Below are 16,212 nucleotides of genomic sequence, written 5' to 3'. Positions count from 1 at the left end.
CATTTACGGGAATAGAAATCCAACAAAACAGGCCCGGAAGCGAACTTCCGGGCCTGTCATTTTGTAAGACGGTGACACGCAAAGAACGTGCTCCGTGCAGGCTTAAGCCTGCTTACTTCACTTCGACCTTGGCGCCGGCGTCTTCAAGCTTCTTCTTGATGTCGGCAGCTTCTTGCTTCGAAATGTTTTCCTTCACGTTTTGCGGGGCGCCTTCAACGAGGTCCTTGGCTTCTTTCAGGCCGAGATCGGCGCGGATGCCACGGATTTCCTTGATCACGTTGATCTTCTTGTCGCCGCCGTCAACGATGACAACGGTGAATTCGGTTTGCTCTTCAGCAGCTTCGGCAGGCGCGGCAGCAGCGCCACCGGCAGCGGCAACAGCGACCGGAGCAGCGGCGGAGACGCCCCACTTTTCTTCAAGCAACTTGGACAGTTCGGCGGCTTCGAGAACCGACAGGGCCGACAGGTCGGCAACCAATTGATCTAACTTGGACATGTGATTTCCTTAAAAAGTTTAGAGTTGGATATGTGTAATGAATGAGGTTGTTTAAGCGGCTTTGTCGGAATAGGCCTTGACCACGCGGGCCAATTGACCAGCCGGCGCCACCAGGATACCAGCGATCTTGGTCGCAGGCGCCTGAAGCAGGCCGACAAGCTTGCCGCGCAGTTCGTCGAGCGAAGGCAGGGTGGCCAGAGCCTTGACACCTGCTTCGTTGAGAACGTCCGTACCCATCAGAGCGCCAATGATCTTGAGCTTGTCATTTTCCTTGGCGTATTGGGCAGAGATTTTCGCAGCGGTAACCGGATCGGCCGAATAGACCAGAGCGACCGGGCCTTTGAAGAGGGCATCGCCCTTTTCGCCAACCGAGCCATTCAGGGCCTTTTGAGCCAGACGGTTCTTAAACACCTTCAGCACGGCGCCTTCTTTACGAAGACGGGTACGAAGATCAGACATTTCCACAAAGGTCATACCCGTATACTGGGTAACAACCACGGTGGCGTTATCGGCGAAGACGCTCTTAAGCTCCTCGATCGATTCAGCCTTTTTTGCGCGGTCCATTGCTGGCCTCCATGGGTGATGCTTCAAACGGACAATCCGTTCAAAACTAACAAATGACTTTAGCGCCTGGGAAAGCCCCAAACGGTGCGGTCGCTGTCGAGATGAGATGCTGATCACCCAAAGACACCAGGCTTCCACACTTAAGGAAAGACAGGTAAACTTCGATGGCGTTTCGCGTCCCGTCTAATTTCGAAACCTGAGGGCTCTCAGATATTATGATCAGGCGGCCCCTGATCGTCGAAAGTCTCGGACAGAACGACATAGAGAACATGAGTTCTCCAAGCCGAGGCGCGCCTGTTACAGGCAAAGTCGCGAAAGATCAAGGGGCGTTAAGTGATTTATCAGAGCCTACCCGAAATCACGGCGCTTGAATATGGCGGAAATGACCATTACAATAAGTATCATGCCAAAGCCATCATCCTTCAACCGTAAAGTCGCCCTCCTCGCCTTTGACGGAATGCCACTGTTTGAATTCAGCATCGCCGTTGAACTGTTTGGCCTGGACCGTCCGGAAATGGGGCCGGACTGGTACAGCTTTCAAATTGCAAGTCTTGAGGGCGGGCCGGTACGAACGACAGCCGGCCTTCGTGTGACGGCCGATGCCGGACTGGAAGCTTTCGCCGATGCCGGCACAGTCATCATTCCCGGCTGGCCGGCGGATCGCCCCGTGCCAACGGAATTGACATGCGTTTTATTAGCCGCCCACAAACGCGGCGCGCGCATCCTGACCATCTGTTCCGGCGTTTTTGTGCTGGCGGCTAGTGGTTTGCTGACAGGCCTTCGCGCCACGACACACTGGAAATATACCGATCACCTCAGGGCCGCCTATCCGCAGATCGATGTCATCCCCGATGTGCTTTACGTCGATGAGGGCCAGATCCTGACCTCGGCCGGCAGCGCCGCCGGTATTGATCTTGGTCTGCACCTGATCCGCCGCGATTTCGGGCCTGCGGCTGCCAATATGGTCGCCCGCCGCCTCGTCGTGCCGCCGCACCGCGATGGCGGCCAGGCGCAATTCATCGAGCGCAGCGTGCCGACCGATTACGAAAGCGACCGGCTTGGCCCCCTGCTAGATCATATGCGTAAGCATCTGCACCAGGAGCATCGCATTCCCGACCTCGCCCGGCGCGCCGGCATGAGCGAACGCACCTTCCTGCGCCGCTTCAGTGAAGCGACGGGCAAAACGCCCGCTAAATGGCTTTTGAATGTGCGGCTGTGCGAGGCGCGCGATCACCTGGAAACCAGCGATATCAGTATCGAGCGCATCGCCGAACATACGGGCTTTGGCACGCCGACCAATCTGCGCCACCATTTCCGCGAACAGATGGGCACCACGCCCACCGCCTACCGGCAAACCTTTGGCCGCATTTCAGCCTGAATATGATGCCGATTTCATGCCGGATATATAAAAAGGGGAGATGCGCCAACATCTCCCCCCACTATTATCTGAGCTGCGGCAACCCGGAGAGGAAGTTCACTCAGATAAACCTGCGGCCCGTTAAAGAATAACGAGCAATACTGACAATGCATAAACAATGGGAGAGCATTTTAACTATGCCACTTTTTGCATAACGTCAATATGTCAAACTTTACAAGCATAAAAATACCGGAAAGCCATATCAAGTCGAGTGAATTATAGGTAATGTTTTTATTGAGAAAATTTTACAGCACGTGAAATCATTTCACGCGTTACCATTTACTTGATACCACCTTATGACGACCTGAAAGCGTCCTGTTCCTGCAGGGCGGATTGATTTTCGACGCGCATCCCTGCAAAATATCTGCCAGAGAGACTTCATGCTGAGTGATATTCACGCCTTTTTGGGTACGGCCACGCCGCAAAGCTGGATCGATGCCGCCCTTTCGCATCCGGATATTCTGCTGCTCGATCACAAGAACTGCGAATACAAGGCCGCCAGCAACGCCATAAACCTGATGGCCAAATATCAGGAGAAGGAGGCGCTGGTTTTCGCCCTGGCACGACTGGCGCGTGAAGAACTGGCGCACTACGAACAGGTCATGAAGATCATCAAACGGCGCGGCGTTGAGCTTCGCCCCCTCACTGCGTCACGCTACGCGACAGGCCTGCGCAAGCTGGTTCGCCGGACGGCGCCAGGCATGATGATCGACATTCTGCTGATCAGCGCCTTTATCGAGGCCCGCTCATGCGAACGCTTCGGTGCCCTCGCCCCGCATCTAGATGACGAATTGGGCAAATTCTACAATGGCTTGCTGAAAAGCGAGAGGCGCCACTATCAGGGCTATCTCAAGCTGGCGCACCTGTATGGCGATGCTGGCGATATAGCTGAGCGCATTGCCGTTATCCGCCCCGTGGAGCAGGCGCTGATCGCCGATCCGGATACCGAGTTTCGTTTTCACTCCGGCCCGACGGCATGAAAAAAGCCGCCCCGTCACCGGAGCGGCTTTCTGTAACTCATAAAACGCGCTGTAGCTGGGCCACAGTGGGTTTTAGCCTTGAGCGGAAGCCGTATCGACCTTCACGCCAGGCCCCATGGTCGAAGACAAAGCGATCTTCTTGACATAGAGTCCCTTGGCGCCGGACGGACGGGCCTTCACCAGCGCATCGACCAGAGCCTTGACGTTAAGTTCGAGGGCTTCGGTCGTGAACGAGATCTTGCCAACGCCGACGTGGACGATACCGGCCTTTTCGACGCGGAACTCGACCGCGCCGCCCTTGGCGTCCTTGACGGCCTGAGCGACGTTCGGGGTGACGGTGCCGACCTTCGGGTTCGGCATCAGGCCACGGGGGCCAAGCACCTTACCAAGGCGACCGACCAGGGCCATCATGTCCGGAGACGCGATGACGCGGTCGAAATCCATGAAGCCGCCCATGATCTTTTCGACCAGGTCTTCAGCGCCGACAACTTCGGCGCCAGCAGCGAGAGCTTCTTCAGCCTTCTTATCCTTGGCGAAGACAGCGACGCGAACGTCTTTGCCGGTGCCAGACGGCAGGTTGACAACGCCACGGACCTGCTGGTCGGCGTGACGCGGGTCAACGCCCAGATTGATGGCGATTTCGACGGTTTCGTCGAACTTGGCCTTGGCGTTGGCCTTAACCACACCGAGGGCTTCGGTCAGACCGTAGGTCTTGTTGACGTCGGCATCCCAGGCCTTAATGCGTTTTGCAGTTTTGGTCATATTAATCCACCACCTTCAGGCCCATGGAACGTGCCGAACCCTCGATAATCAAGGTCGCGGCGTCCAGGTCGATTGCGCTCAAATCCTTCATCTTCTTTTCGGCGATATCGCGCAGTTGGCCGCGCGTGATCGAACCGGCAGACTCACGACCCGGCAGCTTCGAACCGGATTTCAGGTTCAGAGCTTGCTTGATGAAGAAGGTTGCCGGCGGCGTCTTGGTGACGAAGGTGAACGACTTGTCCTGATATACCGTGATGATGGTCGGGAGCGGCGTGCCTTTTTCGACGTTTTCAGTACGGGCGTTGAATTCCTTACAGAAACCCATGATATTGACGCCGCGTTGACCCAGTGCAGGGCCGATGGGGGGCGAAGGCGTGGCAGAGCCGGCCTTCACCTGGAGCTTGATATAGCCCAGGATTTTCTTAGCCATTAGATATCTCCTGTAGTCCCCACGATGGGGACAATGTGAGCCGTGGTGTGAGTCACCTCTCCCACGGATTTGTCCTCGTTTTACACGAAGAGCGGGCGCTATAACTTACAAAGCCCGCAAAGGCAAGCGTCAGAAGGGAAAAAGTACCCCTGTCAACGCGCATCGCCAAAGGTATAGGCCAGGGCTATCTTGATGGCCCGCAGGTTGGGGCGCCCGGAGGCGACCGTCTTCAACTGCGCGGTATCGACCACGGTGCTGAATTCGGAACTGTTGAGAATATCCGTCGCGCTCACCACCAAGGACAGTTTATCCGTCAAACCATGCCGGTAACTGGCGTCCAGTCGGTAAAACCCGCGCGTATAACCTTGCCAGGTCAGTGACTGACTGAAAGCTGTCGCGTTAAGCTGGAACCGGTCGCCATTATCGGCGTCATAGTCCAGCAAGACATTGCCGGACCAGCCGAACTGGTCGCGCGAGCCGCCATCGATAAAGGGGACCTCAGCACGGAACGCATTGCCGTTGAGCGAATAGCTCAGGCGCTTGGTGAGCGGCCCGCGCAGGTTCAGTTCTACGCCGCCCGATCGGCTATGTCCGGAATTGATGGTAGTCTGGAGCAGGAGCCCCGTCGCCGTCAGTTCGCTGTAGGGCGAGAAATTGTCGCGTGTATCCCGATAATAAAGTGTGGCGTCGAGACCAAAATCCTTGTCGGCGTAACTATAGGCTGTCTCGTAGGAATCGGTCGTTTGCGGTTCAAGGTCCGGATTGCCGCTGAAGGCGTTGCGACCACCGTAATAGCGTATGCTCGGGTCGTAGTCGCTCAGCGCCGGGCGGAAGACGCGCTTGCTGTAATTCAGCTTCAACCGCGCTTTATCCGTCAGATCACGGCTGACATGCAGGGAGGGATACCAGTCGAAATCAGCGCTGCGTCCTTCGTCAGTAAGCTCCAGCTCCAGCCGTTCCGCGCGCATCCCCGGCTGCACGATCCACTTCCCCATCGGCATCTGCCAGGTGGCATATGCCGTGGCAAGGGCCTGAGCGCCTGCGAACAGATGGTCATAATCCGCCAGGCCGATATGCAAAGCCCCCCTGTCCTGTACGGAGGTGACGCGACTGGTGGTCCACTCCACGGAGACGCCAGCCGAGAGCCGGTTGCGGCCAAAGCGGCGCTCGTAATCGCCCTGAAGCCGGTTGGTGGCGCCTGAATTATCAAACCATGCGCCATAGGTGTGGCCGTCGCCCTGATCATAATCAGAGATGCTGCGGTTGGCGTATTGTGAGCGCTCTGCGGTCAGCGCGAGGTATTCGCCGTTGCTGTTGCCGACAAATTCATACAGCGCCTGAAAATCGCTGCGCTGATTTCCAGTCTTGACCCAGGATAGTTCATCGAAATTATCGATGCCATGATAAACGGAAACGCCCTTCGTGAGAGAATCGTAATTGCTGTATTCGCCCTTGAAGGTCAGGGTCGCGGTATCTGAGAGTCTATAAGCCGCGCTCAGTCCGCTGCTGGCATTGTCAGCTGTCGATTGCGTTCGGTCTTCGCGGTCACTGACTTCAAAACCGTCGGTCAGACCATAGGTTGCCTGATGAAAATAAAGGGTATTGCGATCCTGATAGTGGTCGATGAAGAGTTGGCCACCGAGTGTCCACCGGCCTGTGACCAGTGTGGCGGAAAGCGACGCATTACCCTGCCCGCGCGTATTTACCTGGCTGCTGAGATCACCGGAGATTTTCAACGCACGGCGTTTACGGGTGATAATATTGATGATCCCACCAGCGCCGTCCGGCGTGTATTGCGCCGACGGGTGCGTCATTATCTCGATGCGTTCGACATCGCTCGACGGCAGCGATTTGATGACCGCATTGCCTTCGGGCGGCGCCTTGCCGTCTATGAGTATGGTGACGCTGGCGCCGCGCAAGGCCACCTGACTATCCGCCGACACCATAACCGACGGCAGTTTGCGCAAAATATCAGTGATGATCCCGCCGCTGGCTTCCGGATCGTCTTTGATATCATAGGTCTGGCGGTCAATTTTCTCGATGGGTGCATGAGACTGGCCGATCACGACGATTTCGCTCGCAGGCGTAACCGGTACTTGCGCCGAAGCGCCAGCGGCCATGACCGCCGCCATTGTAGCCAGAGATGCCGCAATCGTAGCCTTCATGCCCCCCTCCCCGTTTGATTTTACGCGACATAACTCAGCCCACAGGCACAAAAAAGCGCTCCGGTTAACCGAAGCGCTTTCGATATTCAACAGTTCGGGAAATTACGCGCTCTTTTCAACCTGAGCGTATTCCAGTTCGACCGGCGTGGCGCGGCCGAAGATCGACACAGAAACGCGCAGACGGGCGTGTTCCTGATCGACCGATTCAACGACGCCATCAAACGAAGCGAAGTGGCCGGAAACGATCTTGACCTTCTCGCCGATATCGAACGACAGGACGGGCATCGGACGCTCGACGGCGGCGGCGGAATTGCCGACAATACGATCGACTTCCTTTTGCGACACCGGCATGGGCTTGGAAGCCGAACCGAGGAAGCCAGTGACCTTTGGCGTGTTCTTGACCAGATGGTAGGCCTCGTCGGAAAGTTCCATTTTCACCAGCACATAGCCGGGGAAGAACTTGCGTTCCGAATTGAACTTGCGGCCACGACGGACCTCAACCACTTCTTCGGTCGGGACGAGAATTTCCGAGAACTTGTCTTCCAGCCCCTGCGAGCGGGCCTGGTCACGAAGCGCTTCGGCCACCTTCTTCTCGAAATTGGAATAGGCGTGGACGATGTACCACTTGTGGTTCGGGTTGGAGAGGACCGGCGTTTCGGAATGTGCAGCGGTTGCCATATCAATTTATCCTTGCAGGCCGATTTTGGTGACATAGTTGGTCAGGAAACCGAGGGCGCCGTCAACGACAAAGAAGAAAACGCCGGCCAGAATGACCATGAGCAGCACCATGACCGTGGTGATCCAGACTTCCTTGCGGCTTGTCCAGGTGATGCGTTTGGCTTCGACCTGAACTTCCTTGAAGAATTTCGCCGGATTGAAGGGCTTCTTCGGCGCCTTTTCAACGGCGGCGGCGCCTGCGGGCGCCTGCGCGACGTTTATCTTGCCAATGGCGACCTTGCGGCCCGGCTCAACGGTCTTCGTCTTGGTATCAGGTTTCTTCACCGTCAAAACGCCTATTCAATGTTAGCGCCGCGGATCGCGGCTTCCGAACAACAGAAATGAGGCTCAAAACCCAAGTTTCAAGCCTTTGAAAAGAGATTGGCAGGGGCGGAGGGATTCGAACCCACGACATCCGGTTTTGGAGACCGACGCTCTACCAGCTGAACTACACCCCTGCAGTTCTCAAGAATAGTCCGGACAAGAATCCGTACATATTCATGGGAGGCGTGCGGTTTATCAGTGGATCGTCCGGCGCGCAACAGGCAATCTGAGGATTTTTCACAAGTTAAATGACTTAGGGGACGAACGCCGGATCGACAATGGCCCAGAAGGCCGCTTTCGGATCGCCCATCTGATCAAACAACAGGGGATAGTTCTTGCGCGTGATCGGATAGGCGTCGAGCCAGGTGTGGTTATCCGCCACGCCCCACAGTGTCACCGATTCAACACTGGCATGAGCAGTGAATACATTGAACAGCTCACGGTATTTCAGCGCCTGCGTCGTCATGGCGGTGTTGAAAGCCGTCGTGCCGGGCGTGAGCACCGCCTGGCAGCCCGTACCTGAGTAGCAACTGCCGGGATCATTATAGACCGACATATCCATTTCGGTGATGTGATTGATCAGCCCCTTGGCTTCGACATCGGTCAGCGCCGCCGTAACCTGTGCGGCGGACGGATAACCCGTGTTGATGTGCATCTGGTGACCGACGCCATCGATCGGCACGCCCCGGTCGATCAGCCCCTGGACGATGGTCATCAGTCGTCCGCGCTTGCCGGCGTCTTCGGTCGAGTATTCGTTGATGAACAGCTTGACGCCCGGATCGGCCACCCGTGCGGCACGGAAGGCGTAATCGATGAAGTCGGCGCCGAATATCTGATACCACTCGGAATTGCGGTAGGTGGCCGAGGCATCGTCGCTGGTCACCTCATTGACCACATCCCAGCCATAGACCTTGCCCCTGAAGTGCGTAACCACGTCAGTGATGTAGGTTTCCAGCCGGCCACGCACCAGCGCCCTGTAGGTTGCCATATCGCTGCGGTCGCCATCGAAAAACCAGGACGGTGAAGTCTGGTGCCAGACCAGCGCATGACCGCGTACCGAAATGCCGTTGGCCTCCGCAAAGGTAATCAGGGCGTCGGCTTCGGTGAAGTTATACACGCCGGCACTGACGCCGATTGGGTTCGCCTTCATCACACTTTCGGCGGTCAGGGTGCTGGCATGTTTCAGCAGGATCGCATTGGTGGATGATTGAGACGTCAAGCCGGGATCGACGGCAAAACCAATTTTGAAGTGACTGGCGAAATGGACTTTCAGCGCCGGCGCCGTGGCCGGATCAGGCAAGGTCGGTGAAAACGAAGAGGACGCGCTTGAGGAACTGGAGGATGAACTGCCGCCGCCTCCGCTGCTGCTGCCACCGCCTCCCCCGCCACCACAGGCAGCGACAAGCGTGGAGGCTGCGACACTGAACAATAGCCCGCGGCGGCTCGGTTGGTTCGTTGGCTCCATCAATCTTTTCCCTGTTTTTACGAGATCATGAACCGTGCGGTCAGCCAGACCAGAACACCCAGGGCCGGCACACCGATCCACACCGCCGCTCGTGTCAGAAGTCCGGCCCGCCACGTCACCACAGGTTTCGGTGGCACGCAGATGCTCATGCGGTCATAGGCGCCGATCTCGCCATAAGCGCGGTCCAGCGCCATCTTCTCATCAGCCGAAAGCCAGGGGCGCAGGACAGTGTAATCACGCACAGCCTCATATCCCTGCGCCGTCTGGCGCGGCGTGAAGCTGAGCCGCAGGCCGCCGAAATCCCAGACCTTCGCCTTGTCCGGCCACGTCAAAGGCAGGGCCGTCTTGATCAGGGTGGTGATCCGCCCTTCGCGCACATCGCCGATATCGAACGGAAAACGCCGGCGGCCTTCCGGCTCTTCCAGCACGTAATCGAAGCCCGACTCCGGACTGAAGAACACCTTGGACTCACCGTTCGTGTGCCAGGGATTATCGGTCGTCACCAGGGTGGTGATGGTAATCTCATTGAGCCGGCGGTCATCGACCATTTGCGGTATGGCGCACATATTCATACCGTAGATGTAGCTGAACAGGGCGCAGCGATCCTCGACGTAGCTCGTCAAACTTTGATGCCGCAGTTCCCGCCGCACACCATCGGCCCGCGCGCCGCGATAGATGTAGTCGATCTCGATCAGGGTTTCGGTGTCTTTTTTCTCCGGCAGGTGGATAACCTCCCGTACCTCATAATCAAGCCCTGGCGCCTTATCCATCATACGGATCAGGTCGCCGTCCGGCTTGAGGATCAGGGCGTAGCCAAGATCGTTCTGAGCCATGTGATCGAGATCGCCGCCCTGCGCCACGTCGGACGTACCCTCAAACCAATACATACGCCCGTCATGGACGCACATCGAGATGCAGTGATTGAAAGAACCGAGACGTGGGTGGGTATTGATCAGGTCGAAACCGCGCTTGGTATCGACCAAAACTGGCCAGCTTTCTACGCCCATCTTCGTCAGCATAGCGGCGATCATCTTGGAGACATCCTTGCAGTCACCAATACGGTCCGCGAAAATTTCTTTCAGGCTGCGCGGCACGAAACCGCCCTCCCCGAACGAAAAGGCGAAGTAACGAATGTTTTCCTGCACCCAGCGCACGGCAGCGACAATACGGTCCTTCGTATCTTCGTGATCCGTCTCGATCTGCCGGATGACCTCAACCAGGCCTTCCGGATAGTCCTCATCGCCTTCAAAACCGGCGCGCATAATATCGCTGACCCGCGGCCAGTCATCGATGCTGGAGGCATAGGCGCCGCGCATCGGCATCACCCAGCCCGGCGTATCGTCCTCAAAGTCGCATTCACCGATATGATCGGCCTCGAACAGGATTTCACTGTAACCATCGTCCAGCTTGCTGACCTTGGGTTCGGTCCAGCCCAGAGGGAAAGGCTGCATGTAGATCTGGCGTTCGGGTGGCACCAGCAGGCGCGCATAACGCTTGTCCCAGTAGATAACATTTTGCAGCATCACCGGCACCGAGAACTCGCCCTGGAAGCAGGCCGGATCGCCGGAAAGGGTCATGGCGGTATCGATGATATCGCCCACGCGCACGTCCGGCAAGGTGATGGCCAGGGTCCAGCGGCCATCGAGCACCAGCCGCTCAAAACTGCGTTCCCGGCGCATGACGATGTAGCGCGACTGGACATCGACCTCGATCACCTCATCCCCGCGCAGGATGCGGATATGGTGGATGGTCAGGTCGTCATAATAGGGATTGAACGGCAAGGTGACATTGGCCAGGTAACTCATGGCCGACAGGTTCACCACCTCTTCGATCGTCCGGTTATAGCGTGACGGGCGGATATCTAGCTTCGACTGGTCATCGACCAGCCAGGTATAGAAGCCGTAGGGCGCTTTCGATTGATCGAGCGTGGCCGGTCGTTTGAACGCCTGCACCTTCACCCAATCGGGTTCGGGCGCGAAACGGATATGCCGCCTGACCTCTTCCTCGAACACGTTTCCCCCCCAACAAACGTCGATAAAATTTAGGCCTGGTCAGTACTTTCACTGGCCAGCCCCTAATCGTTAACACAGGCGTTAACCCTGTAAAGAGCTAAACCGCAGGGGTTGAAAGAAGCCCTTTACCATTGGCCGACAATGACATTGCCGGACCCCATGACGGACTTGCTGATACTGCCCGTCACGGTTTTGACGCGAACATCACCGGAGCCGACAATATTCACTTCCAGCGACTTTGCCTCGCCGCCGAAACGGACATCACCCGAACCGGCTATATTGACTTCGAGTTTGGAGGCCACGCCGTTGTTGAGTTTCACATTGCCCGATCCACCGATATTGACATCGACCGGTCCATTGACCTTATCCACGACGATATCGCCATTGCCGCCGATATTCGCTTCCAGCGCATTGACCGAAGTGGCGGTAAAATTACCTGAGCCGCCAATATTGACCTCGGCGTCGGCGCTGCTGGCCAGGGCCACATCACCGGAACCGCCAATATTTATTTCCGCTTTGCCGGCGACATTACCGATCTGCCAGTTGCCGCAGCCGCCTTCGCTGAATTCGAGGGACTGGCTGGCGCCAACCGTGCCGTAAGTCGCGCCGCCGGCGGAAACCTTCGCATCCATCGGCACCTTGATATAGACGGTCGGCAGGTCGGCGCTGGCGACCGTTCCCAGACCACCGATATCGACGCCGCCGGCCTTGCAGTTCAGGTGGCGGTTCTTAAGCTTGCCGTCAGCCACCAGGGTGCTGCCCTTGGTCGAGACCATGATGACCGGCACCTTGGCCGTGCCATAGACCACCTTGAGATCGACGTCAGCACGGTTTTCCGGCAACACGACAACGCGCGCGGCGATGTTCTTCAGTTCGACTTCGGTATGGGCGGAGGCGGCGCCAGCCATCATAGCGAGAACGGATACGGCGGAGATCAGGGCGAAGGTCTTCATGATCGAATGTCCTTTGGAATAATATGTTGAACACATTTTGGACACAGGTAACGCCGGTTACAACTTAATTAGCTGTCATGAAGCGTTTGTAACGATGTGAGATTACCCATTCGGCTTGAGCTTGCGATTGAAGAAATCAAGCTGGAGACGGAACTTTTGCAGATTGCGCTCATTGCCTTTGAGGCCGTGACGCTCGCCCGGATAGAGCATCAGTTCAAACGGCACGCCCTTCTTTTGCAGGGCGGCCATTACCCGCGTTGAATTGGTCAGTTGCACATTGTCGTCCGCCATGCCCTGCATCAGCAACAGCGAACCGGGCTTGAGATTATCAATACGGTTCAGCACGTCACCGCCGGCATAGCCCTGCGGGTTGGCCTGCGGCGTCGACATATAGCGTTCGGTATAGGCCGTATCATACAGTTCCCATTGCGACGGCGGCGCACCGGCATTACCAGCAGCGAAAGGCGTATTCTTCGCCGTCAGGGCCATCAGGGTCACGAAACCGCCCTGCGACCAGCCCATGATGCCGATATGCTCGCCATCGACATAGGGCAAGGTCTTGAGCCAGTTGGCGCCCATGATCTGGTCATCGATATCCGGTCCGCCGAATGACTTATAGATCGAGCGACCGAACTTGACCGAACGGCCGGGCGTGCCGCGGTTATCGAGCGAGAAGACGACATATCCGGCTTCCTGCCACAGGCGCGTAGCGGGCGTCACCCAGGTCTTTTTCACGGTCTTGGCGGCCGGACCACCATAGATGGAGACGATCACGGGGTATTTTTTCGCCGGGTCGAACCCCTTCGGCTTGAGGATGAAATATTCCAGCTTTTCGCCATCAACGGCGGTCAACTCACCGAATTCCGGCGGGCTGTATTCACCCTTGTACGGCGCATAGGGATGGCTGGCGTCGAGCCTGTTTTCCTCGATCCAGCGCAGGCGCTTACCCGTGCCATCATAGAGCGCGCTTTGCGGCGGGGTCTGCGGATCGGAATAGCTACCGATAAAGGCCGCGCCGCCGCCGGAGACATCCGCCGTCCACCAGCCGCCAGCCTTGGTCAGGGCTATCGGATCGCCGGGAGTCTTGTAGCTGACCTTGTAGAGGCCATGCTCGATCGGCGTATCTTTCGAGGCGGTGAAATAAAGCTCGCCGGTCTTTTCATTGAGATCGGCCAGCTTGTCGACCGGCCAGTCGCCGTGCGTCACCTGGCGGATCAGTTTTCCATCAGAACCATAGTAATAGAAATGCTTGTTGCCATCGCGCTCGGACGACCAGATAAAGCTGCCGTCGGCCAGCAGGCGGAAATCGTCATGCAGTTCGACCCAGGTGTCCGAATGTTCCGACAGGATCACTTTTGAAACGCCAGTGGCCGGATCGACCTGAAGCAGGTCAAGGGCGTGCTGGTCACGGCTAAGACGCTGGACGTAGAAAGACTTGCCGTCTTTCGCCCAGTTGACACGCGCCAGATAGATATCCGCATTGCCGCCAAGATCGACCTTCACATCGCCGCCGCCGATCGTCTTGACATACAGTTCGACCACCGCATTGGGCTGGCCGGCGAAGGGATAGCGCTGGTCGACGATCTTGACGCCCTCGCCACCGATCTCGACGCGCTGGGCGATATCGACGCCGCTTTCGTCGGTCTTCTGGTAGACGACCTGCGTCGCTTTCGGACTCCACCAGTAGCCTGTGTGACGGTCCAACTCTTCCTCGGCGATAAATTCGGCCGTGGCGTAGGTCGTCGTCCCCTCGCCTTTTGGCGTCAGTTGTGTTTCCGTGCCGGTCTTGATGTCCTTGAGATAAAGCGTCTGGTCGCGCACATAGGAGACCGACTTGCCATCGGGCGACAGCTTGGCATCGACTTCATCGCCGGCGGTTTCGGTCAGGCGCGTCACCTTTTTCGTGGTGCGATCAACCATGTAGACATCACCATCGAGCGGCAGCAGGATCGACTGGCTGTTTTCCGACCATTCATAAGCGACGACGCCACGCGCCGAGACGCGCATTCGTTCACGGCGAGACTTCTCGGCTTCGGAGAGCGCCTTGTCGGATGAGGTCAGGCTATCGGCATCGACCAGCACATAGGGTTCGCCGCCCTTGACCGGCACCGCCCACAGATCCTGGACCTGGGCATTGGTTTCCTTGGGCTTGAGCCAGGTCAACAGCGTGCCGTCAGGTGACAGCTTGACGCCGACTGCGGCAGGGCCGGAAATCGCCGGGTCAGCGAAAACACGTTCCGGCGTCAGGGCTGTCTGTTGGCTTATGGCGGCGGAGGTGTCTGCCATGGCGACTCCCGTCATCGTCGTGGTGGTCATCAGGAACGATCCCCAAAATAGTATTGGCAGGATCAACGAAAGACGAGCGGATTTCATTCAGGCTACTCCCCACAATTGAAGGCGCCGACGCTATCCTCGCCCCCAGGCATCGTCAAGCCCGTTGCAAGAGAAACCTTTTACGGTTTGAGCGGCCGCAATTCATCTTCGAGACCGGCATCGATCAGCAGATCGCGCGCCTTATCGAAATGCTCTGGGTGGACCAGTATGCGCTTGGGAAACATGCCAATAGACCCTTCGGCGGCGCTGATCGCCTGATCCGCGACGAAGTAGTTAATGTCCAGTTCCTTGAGCAACGATTCCACGAAGGAAATCAGGGCCGGATTATTGGCGCGGACAAGTTCTTTCATTCGTTCGGTCTCGTCAGGATAAAGATGGCGCACAGGACGCAGACGCAGGCCGGGGCGAAGCGCCACCAGCCATGTAACAGGAAAGCGGATGCGACGGAACTGATCGTCATGGCGGTGATTGCGGCGATCTTGGCGCTTTTGGCTATGGCGCCACGTTGACGAAAGGCGCGGATGGGCGGACCGATCTTGGGATGATTCATGATTTCCGCCTCCCAGACCGGATTCGACCGGGCGAAGAAGACGGCGGCGATGATGAAAAACACCGTGCTCGGCATCACCGGCAGGAATATGCCGATAATACCCAGCCCGACAAAAAACAAACCCGCCAGCATAAAAATTATTCTCATGTGCAGACCGTAGCGGCAAATATGTCCTTCGCCTAGATGCACATTTTACGGATATGGATGCCGATCTTGAATAGGCTGAAACGTGAAAATTTCTACGGCAAAGTGCTGCCTGTTTCGTCTTTCATCTCGGAATGAGTCCAATTCCATTGAATATTGGCTTTGGTCAAGCGCGCATAAACGTCGCCGCCAAATGTCCAGCCAAGAGGCATGGTTTGCCGCAAGGCCAATTGTTCGCTTTGATCGAGCCGTTCTTGTTCTTCCTTGGAGATCAATACGATTCTGACATGATCACGGATGAATTTGGCAATTGCCAGATCACTCTCGCCGCGCTCAAGCATCGCGTGGCACTCTTTGATAATTACCAGACGCGGAACAACATGTTCACGACGACCTTTGCCATCATAATTGTGAGATTTTCCGACCACAGTAAATTCGTCGGGCATAAACAGGCCATCCAGCAACCGTGTATCTGAACTTCCCTTTTCTTCCCATAGACCACGAATGTGCATGGCGACACGCTGACAGGCGCGTTCCAGACGCTCTTCCGTTGTGTACACGCAACGAGCAGAATTTTCTGTGTTCATTATTTCCCCTTAAGTTCAGCATTAAATCTATGTCGACTTGATCATGAAAACAAACAAAAACCCCGCCGGTTTTCACCGACAGGGTTTAGATATTCAATCGTACCGTTCCGCTTGATGGAGATGCTGCCACCTCCCACTATAGCGATTCCGGGTTAAGGGGGCTTACCCCCTTACTCGACGATCTTGGAGACGACGCCGGCGCCGACGGTGCGGCCGCCTTCACGGATAGCGAAGCGCAGCTTCTCTTCCATGGCGATCGGGGTGATCAGCTCGACGTCCAGCTCGGCGTTGTCGCCAGGCATGATCATTTCA

Annotated in this window: 16 protein-coding genes, 1 tRNA gene and 1 pseudogene; 2 read left to right on the top strand and 16 right to left on the bottom strand. The window is 56.9% G+C overall.

Annotation, left to right across the window (positions count from 1 at the left end):
- Positions 1-112 precede the first annotated feature (112 nt).
- Together rplL and rplJ are read right to left on the bottom strand one after the other, a co-directional pair.
- Positions 113-496 (bottom strand): 50S ribosomal protein L7/L12, encoded by a 384-nt coding sequence (gene rplL, locus VL130_RS00100; protein ID WP_325359784.1) that lies wholly within the window; start codon positions 494-496, stop codon positions 113-115.
- Between the two features lie 51 nt (positions 497-547).
- Complete coding sequence (gene rplJ, locus VL130_RS00095) at positions 548-1,060, bottom strand: 50S ribosomal protein L10 (RefSeq protein WP_325359782.1); 513 nt, start codon at positions 1,058-1,060, stop codon at positions 548-550.
- A 403-nt stretch (positions 1,061-1,463) separates the two neighbouring features.
- Here rplJ and ftrA point away from each other — a divergent pair, with 403 nt between their 5' ends.
- Positions 1,464-2,438 (top strand): transcriptional regulator FtrA, encoded by a 975-nt coding sequence (gene ftrA / locus VL130_RS00090; RefSeq protein WP_325359779.1) that lies wholly within the window; start codon positions 1,464-1,466, stop codon positions 2,436-2,438.
- Positions 2,439-2,857: 419 nt separating this feature from the next.
- Entirely contained in the window at positions 2,858-3,457 is a 600-nt protein-coding gene (locus VL130_RS00085) for a tRNA-(ms[2]io[6]A)-hydroxylase (protein ID WP_325359777.1), read from the top strand.
- Between the two features lie 72 nt (positions 3,458-3,529).
- Here VL130_RS00085 and rplA read toward each other — a convergent pair whose 3' ends face one another.
- From rplA to tuf, 14 genes and pseudogenes are all read right to left on the bottom strand, one after another.
- A complete protein-coding gene (gene rplA / locus VL130_RS00080; RefSeq protein WP_325359775.1) occupies positions 3,530-4,219 on the bottom strand; it encodes a 50S ribosomal protein L1 in 690 nt (229 codons plus the stop codon).
- 1 nt (position 4,220) lies between these two features.
- Positions 4,221-4,649, bottom strand: a complete 429-nt coding sequence (rplK, locus tag VL130_RS00075; protein WP_325359773.1) for a 50S ribosomal protein L11 — start codon at positions 4,647-4,649, stop codon at positions 4,221-4,223.
- Between the two features lie 152 nt (positions 4,650-4,801).
- Positions 4,802-6,814, bottom strand: a complete 2,013-nt coding sequence (locus VL130_RS00070) for a TonB-dependent receptor plug domain-containing protein (protein ID WP_325359771.1) — start codon at positions 6,812-6,814, stop codon at positions 4,802-4,804.
- A 102-nt stretch (positions 6,815-6,916) separates the two neighbouring features.
- Complete coding sequence (nusG, locus tag VL130_RS00065; RefSeq protein ID WP_325359769.1) at positions 6,917-7,492, bottom strand: transcription termination/antitermination protein NusG; 576 nt, start codon at positions 7,490-7,492, stop codon at positions 6,917-6,919.
- Between the two features lie 6 nt (positions 7,493-7,498).
- Positions 7,499-7,816 carry a preprotein translocase subunit SecE gene (gene secE / locus VL130_RS00060; protein WP_325359767.1) on the bottom strand — a complete coding sequence of 106 codons (318 nt, stop codon included), beginning with the start codon at positions 7,814-7,816 and terminating at the stop codon, positions 7,499-7,501.
- 97 nt (positions 7,817-7,913) lie between these two features.
- Positions 7,914-7,989, bottom strand: a tRNA-Trp gene (locus VL130_RS00055).
- Between the two features lie 119 nt (positions 7,990-8,108).
- Entirely contained in the window at positions 8,109-9,320 is a 1,212-nt protein-coding gene (locus VL130_RS00050; RefSeq protein ID WP_325359765.1) for an endo-1,4-beta-xylanase, read from the bottom strand.
- Between the two features lie 17 nt (positions 9,321-9,337).
- The gene (locus VL130_RS00045; protein WP_325359763.1) at positions 9,338-11,332 is read right to left on the bottom strand and encodes a DUF3857 domain-containing protein; all 1,995 of its coding nucleotides are present in this window, start codon (positions 11,330-11,332) and stop codon (positions 9,338-9,340) included.
- 125 nt (positions 11,333-11,457) lie between these two features.
- On the bottom strand, positions 11,458-12,285 hold the full coding sequence (locus tag VL130_RS00040) for a GIN domain-containing protein (RefSeq protein ID WP_325359761.1): 828 nt from the start codon (positions 12,283-12,285) through the stop codon (positions 11,458-11,460).
- A 102-nt stretch (positions 12,286-12,387) separates the two neighbouring features.
- Complete coding sequence (locus VL130_RS00035; protein ID WP_325359759.1) at positions 12,388-14,601, bottom strand: S9 family peptidase; 2,214 nt, start codon at positions 14,599-14,601, stop codon at positions 12,388-12,390.
- Positions 14,602-14,738: 137 nt separating this feature from the next.
- On the bottom strand, positions 14,739-14,969 hold the full coding sequence (locus VL130_RS00030) for a DUF2007 domain-containing protein (RefSeq protein ID WP_325359757.1): 231 nt from the start codon (positions 14,967-14,969) through the stop codon (positions 14,739-14,741).
- Positions 14,966-15,316: a YbaN family protein gene (locus VL130_RS00025; protein ID WP_325359754.1), complete on the bottom strand. Its 351-nt coding sequence runs from the start codon at positions 15,314-15,316 to the stop codon at positions 14,966-14,968. The genes VL130_RS00030 and VL130_RS00025 overlap by 4 nt, the downstream gene beginning before the upstream one ends.
- A gap of 92 nt (positions 15,317-15,408) precedes the next feature.
- The gene (locus tag VL130_RS00020) at positions 15,409-15,900 is read right to left on the bottom strand and encodes a hypothetical protein (protein WP_325359752.1); all 492 of its coding nucleotides are present in this window, start codon (positions 15,898-15,900) and stop codon (positions 15,409-15,411) included.
- 170 nt (positions 15,901-16,070) lie between these two features.
- A pseudogene (gene tuf / locus VL130_RS00015) lies at positions 16,071-16,212 on the bottom strand (elongation factor Tu); the annotation flags it as partial.

It is taken from the genome of Asticcacaulis sp. (assembly GCF_035497195.1).
Classification (GTDB): domain Bacteria; phylum Pseudomonadota; class Alphaproteobacteria; order Caulobacterales; family Caulobacteraceae; genus Asticcacaulis.
This window is presented reverse-complemented; position numbering and strand designations above follow the sequence as displayed.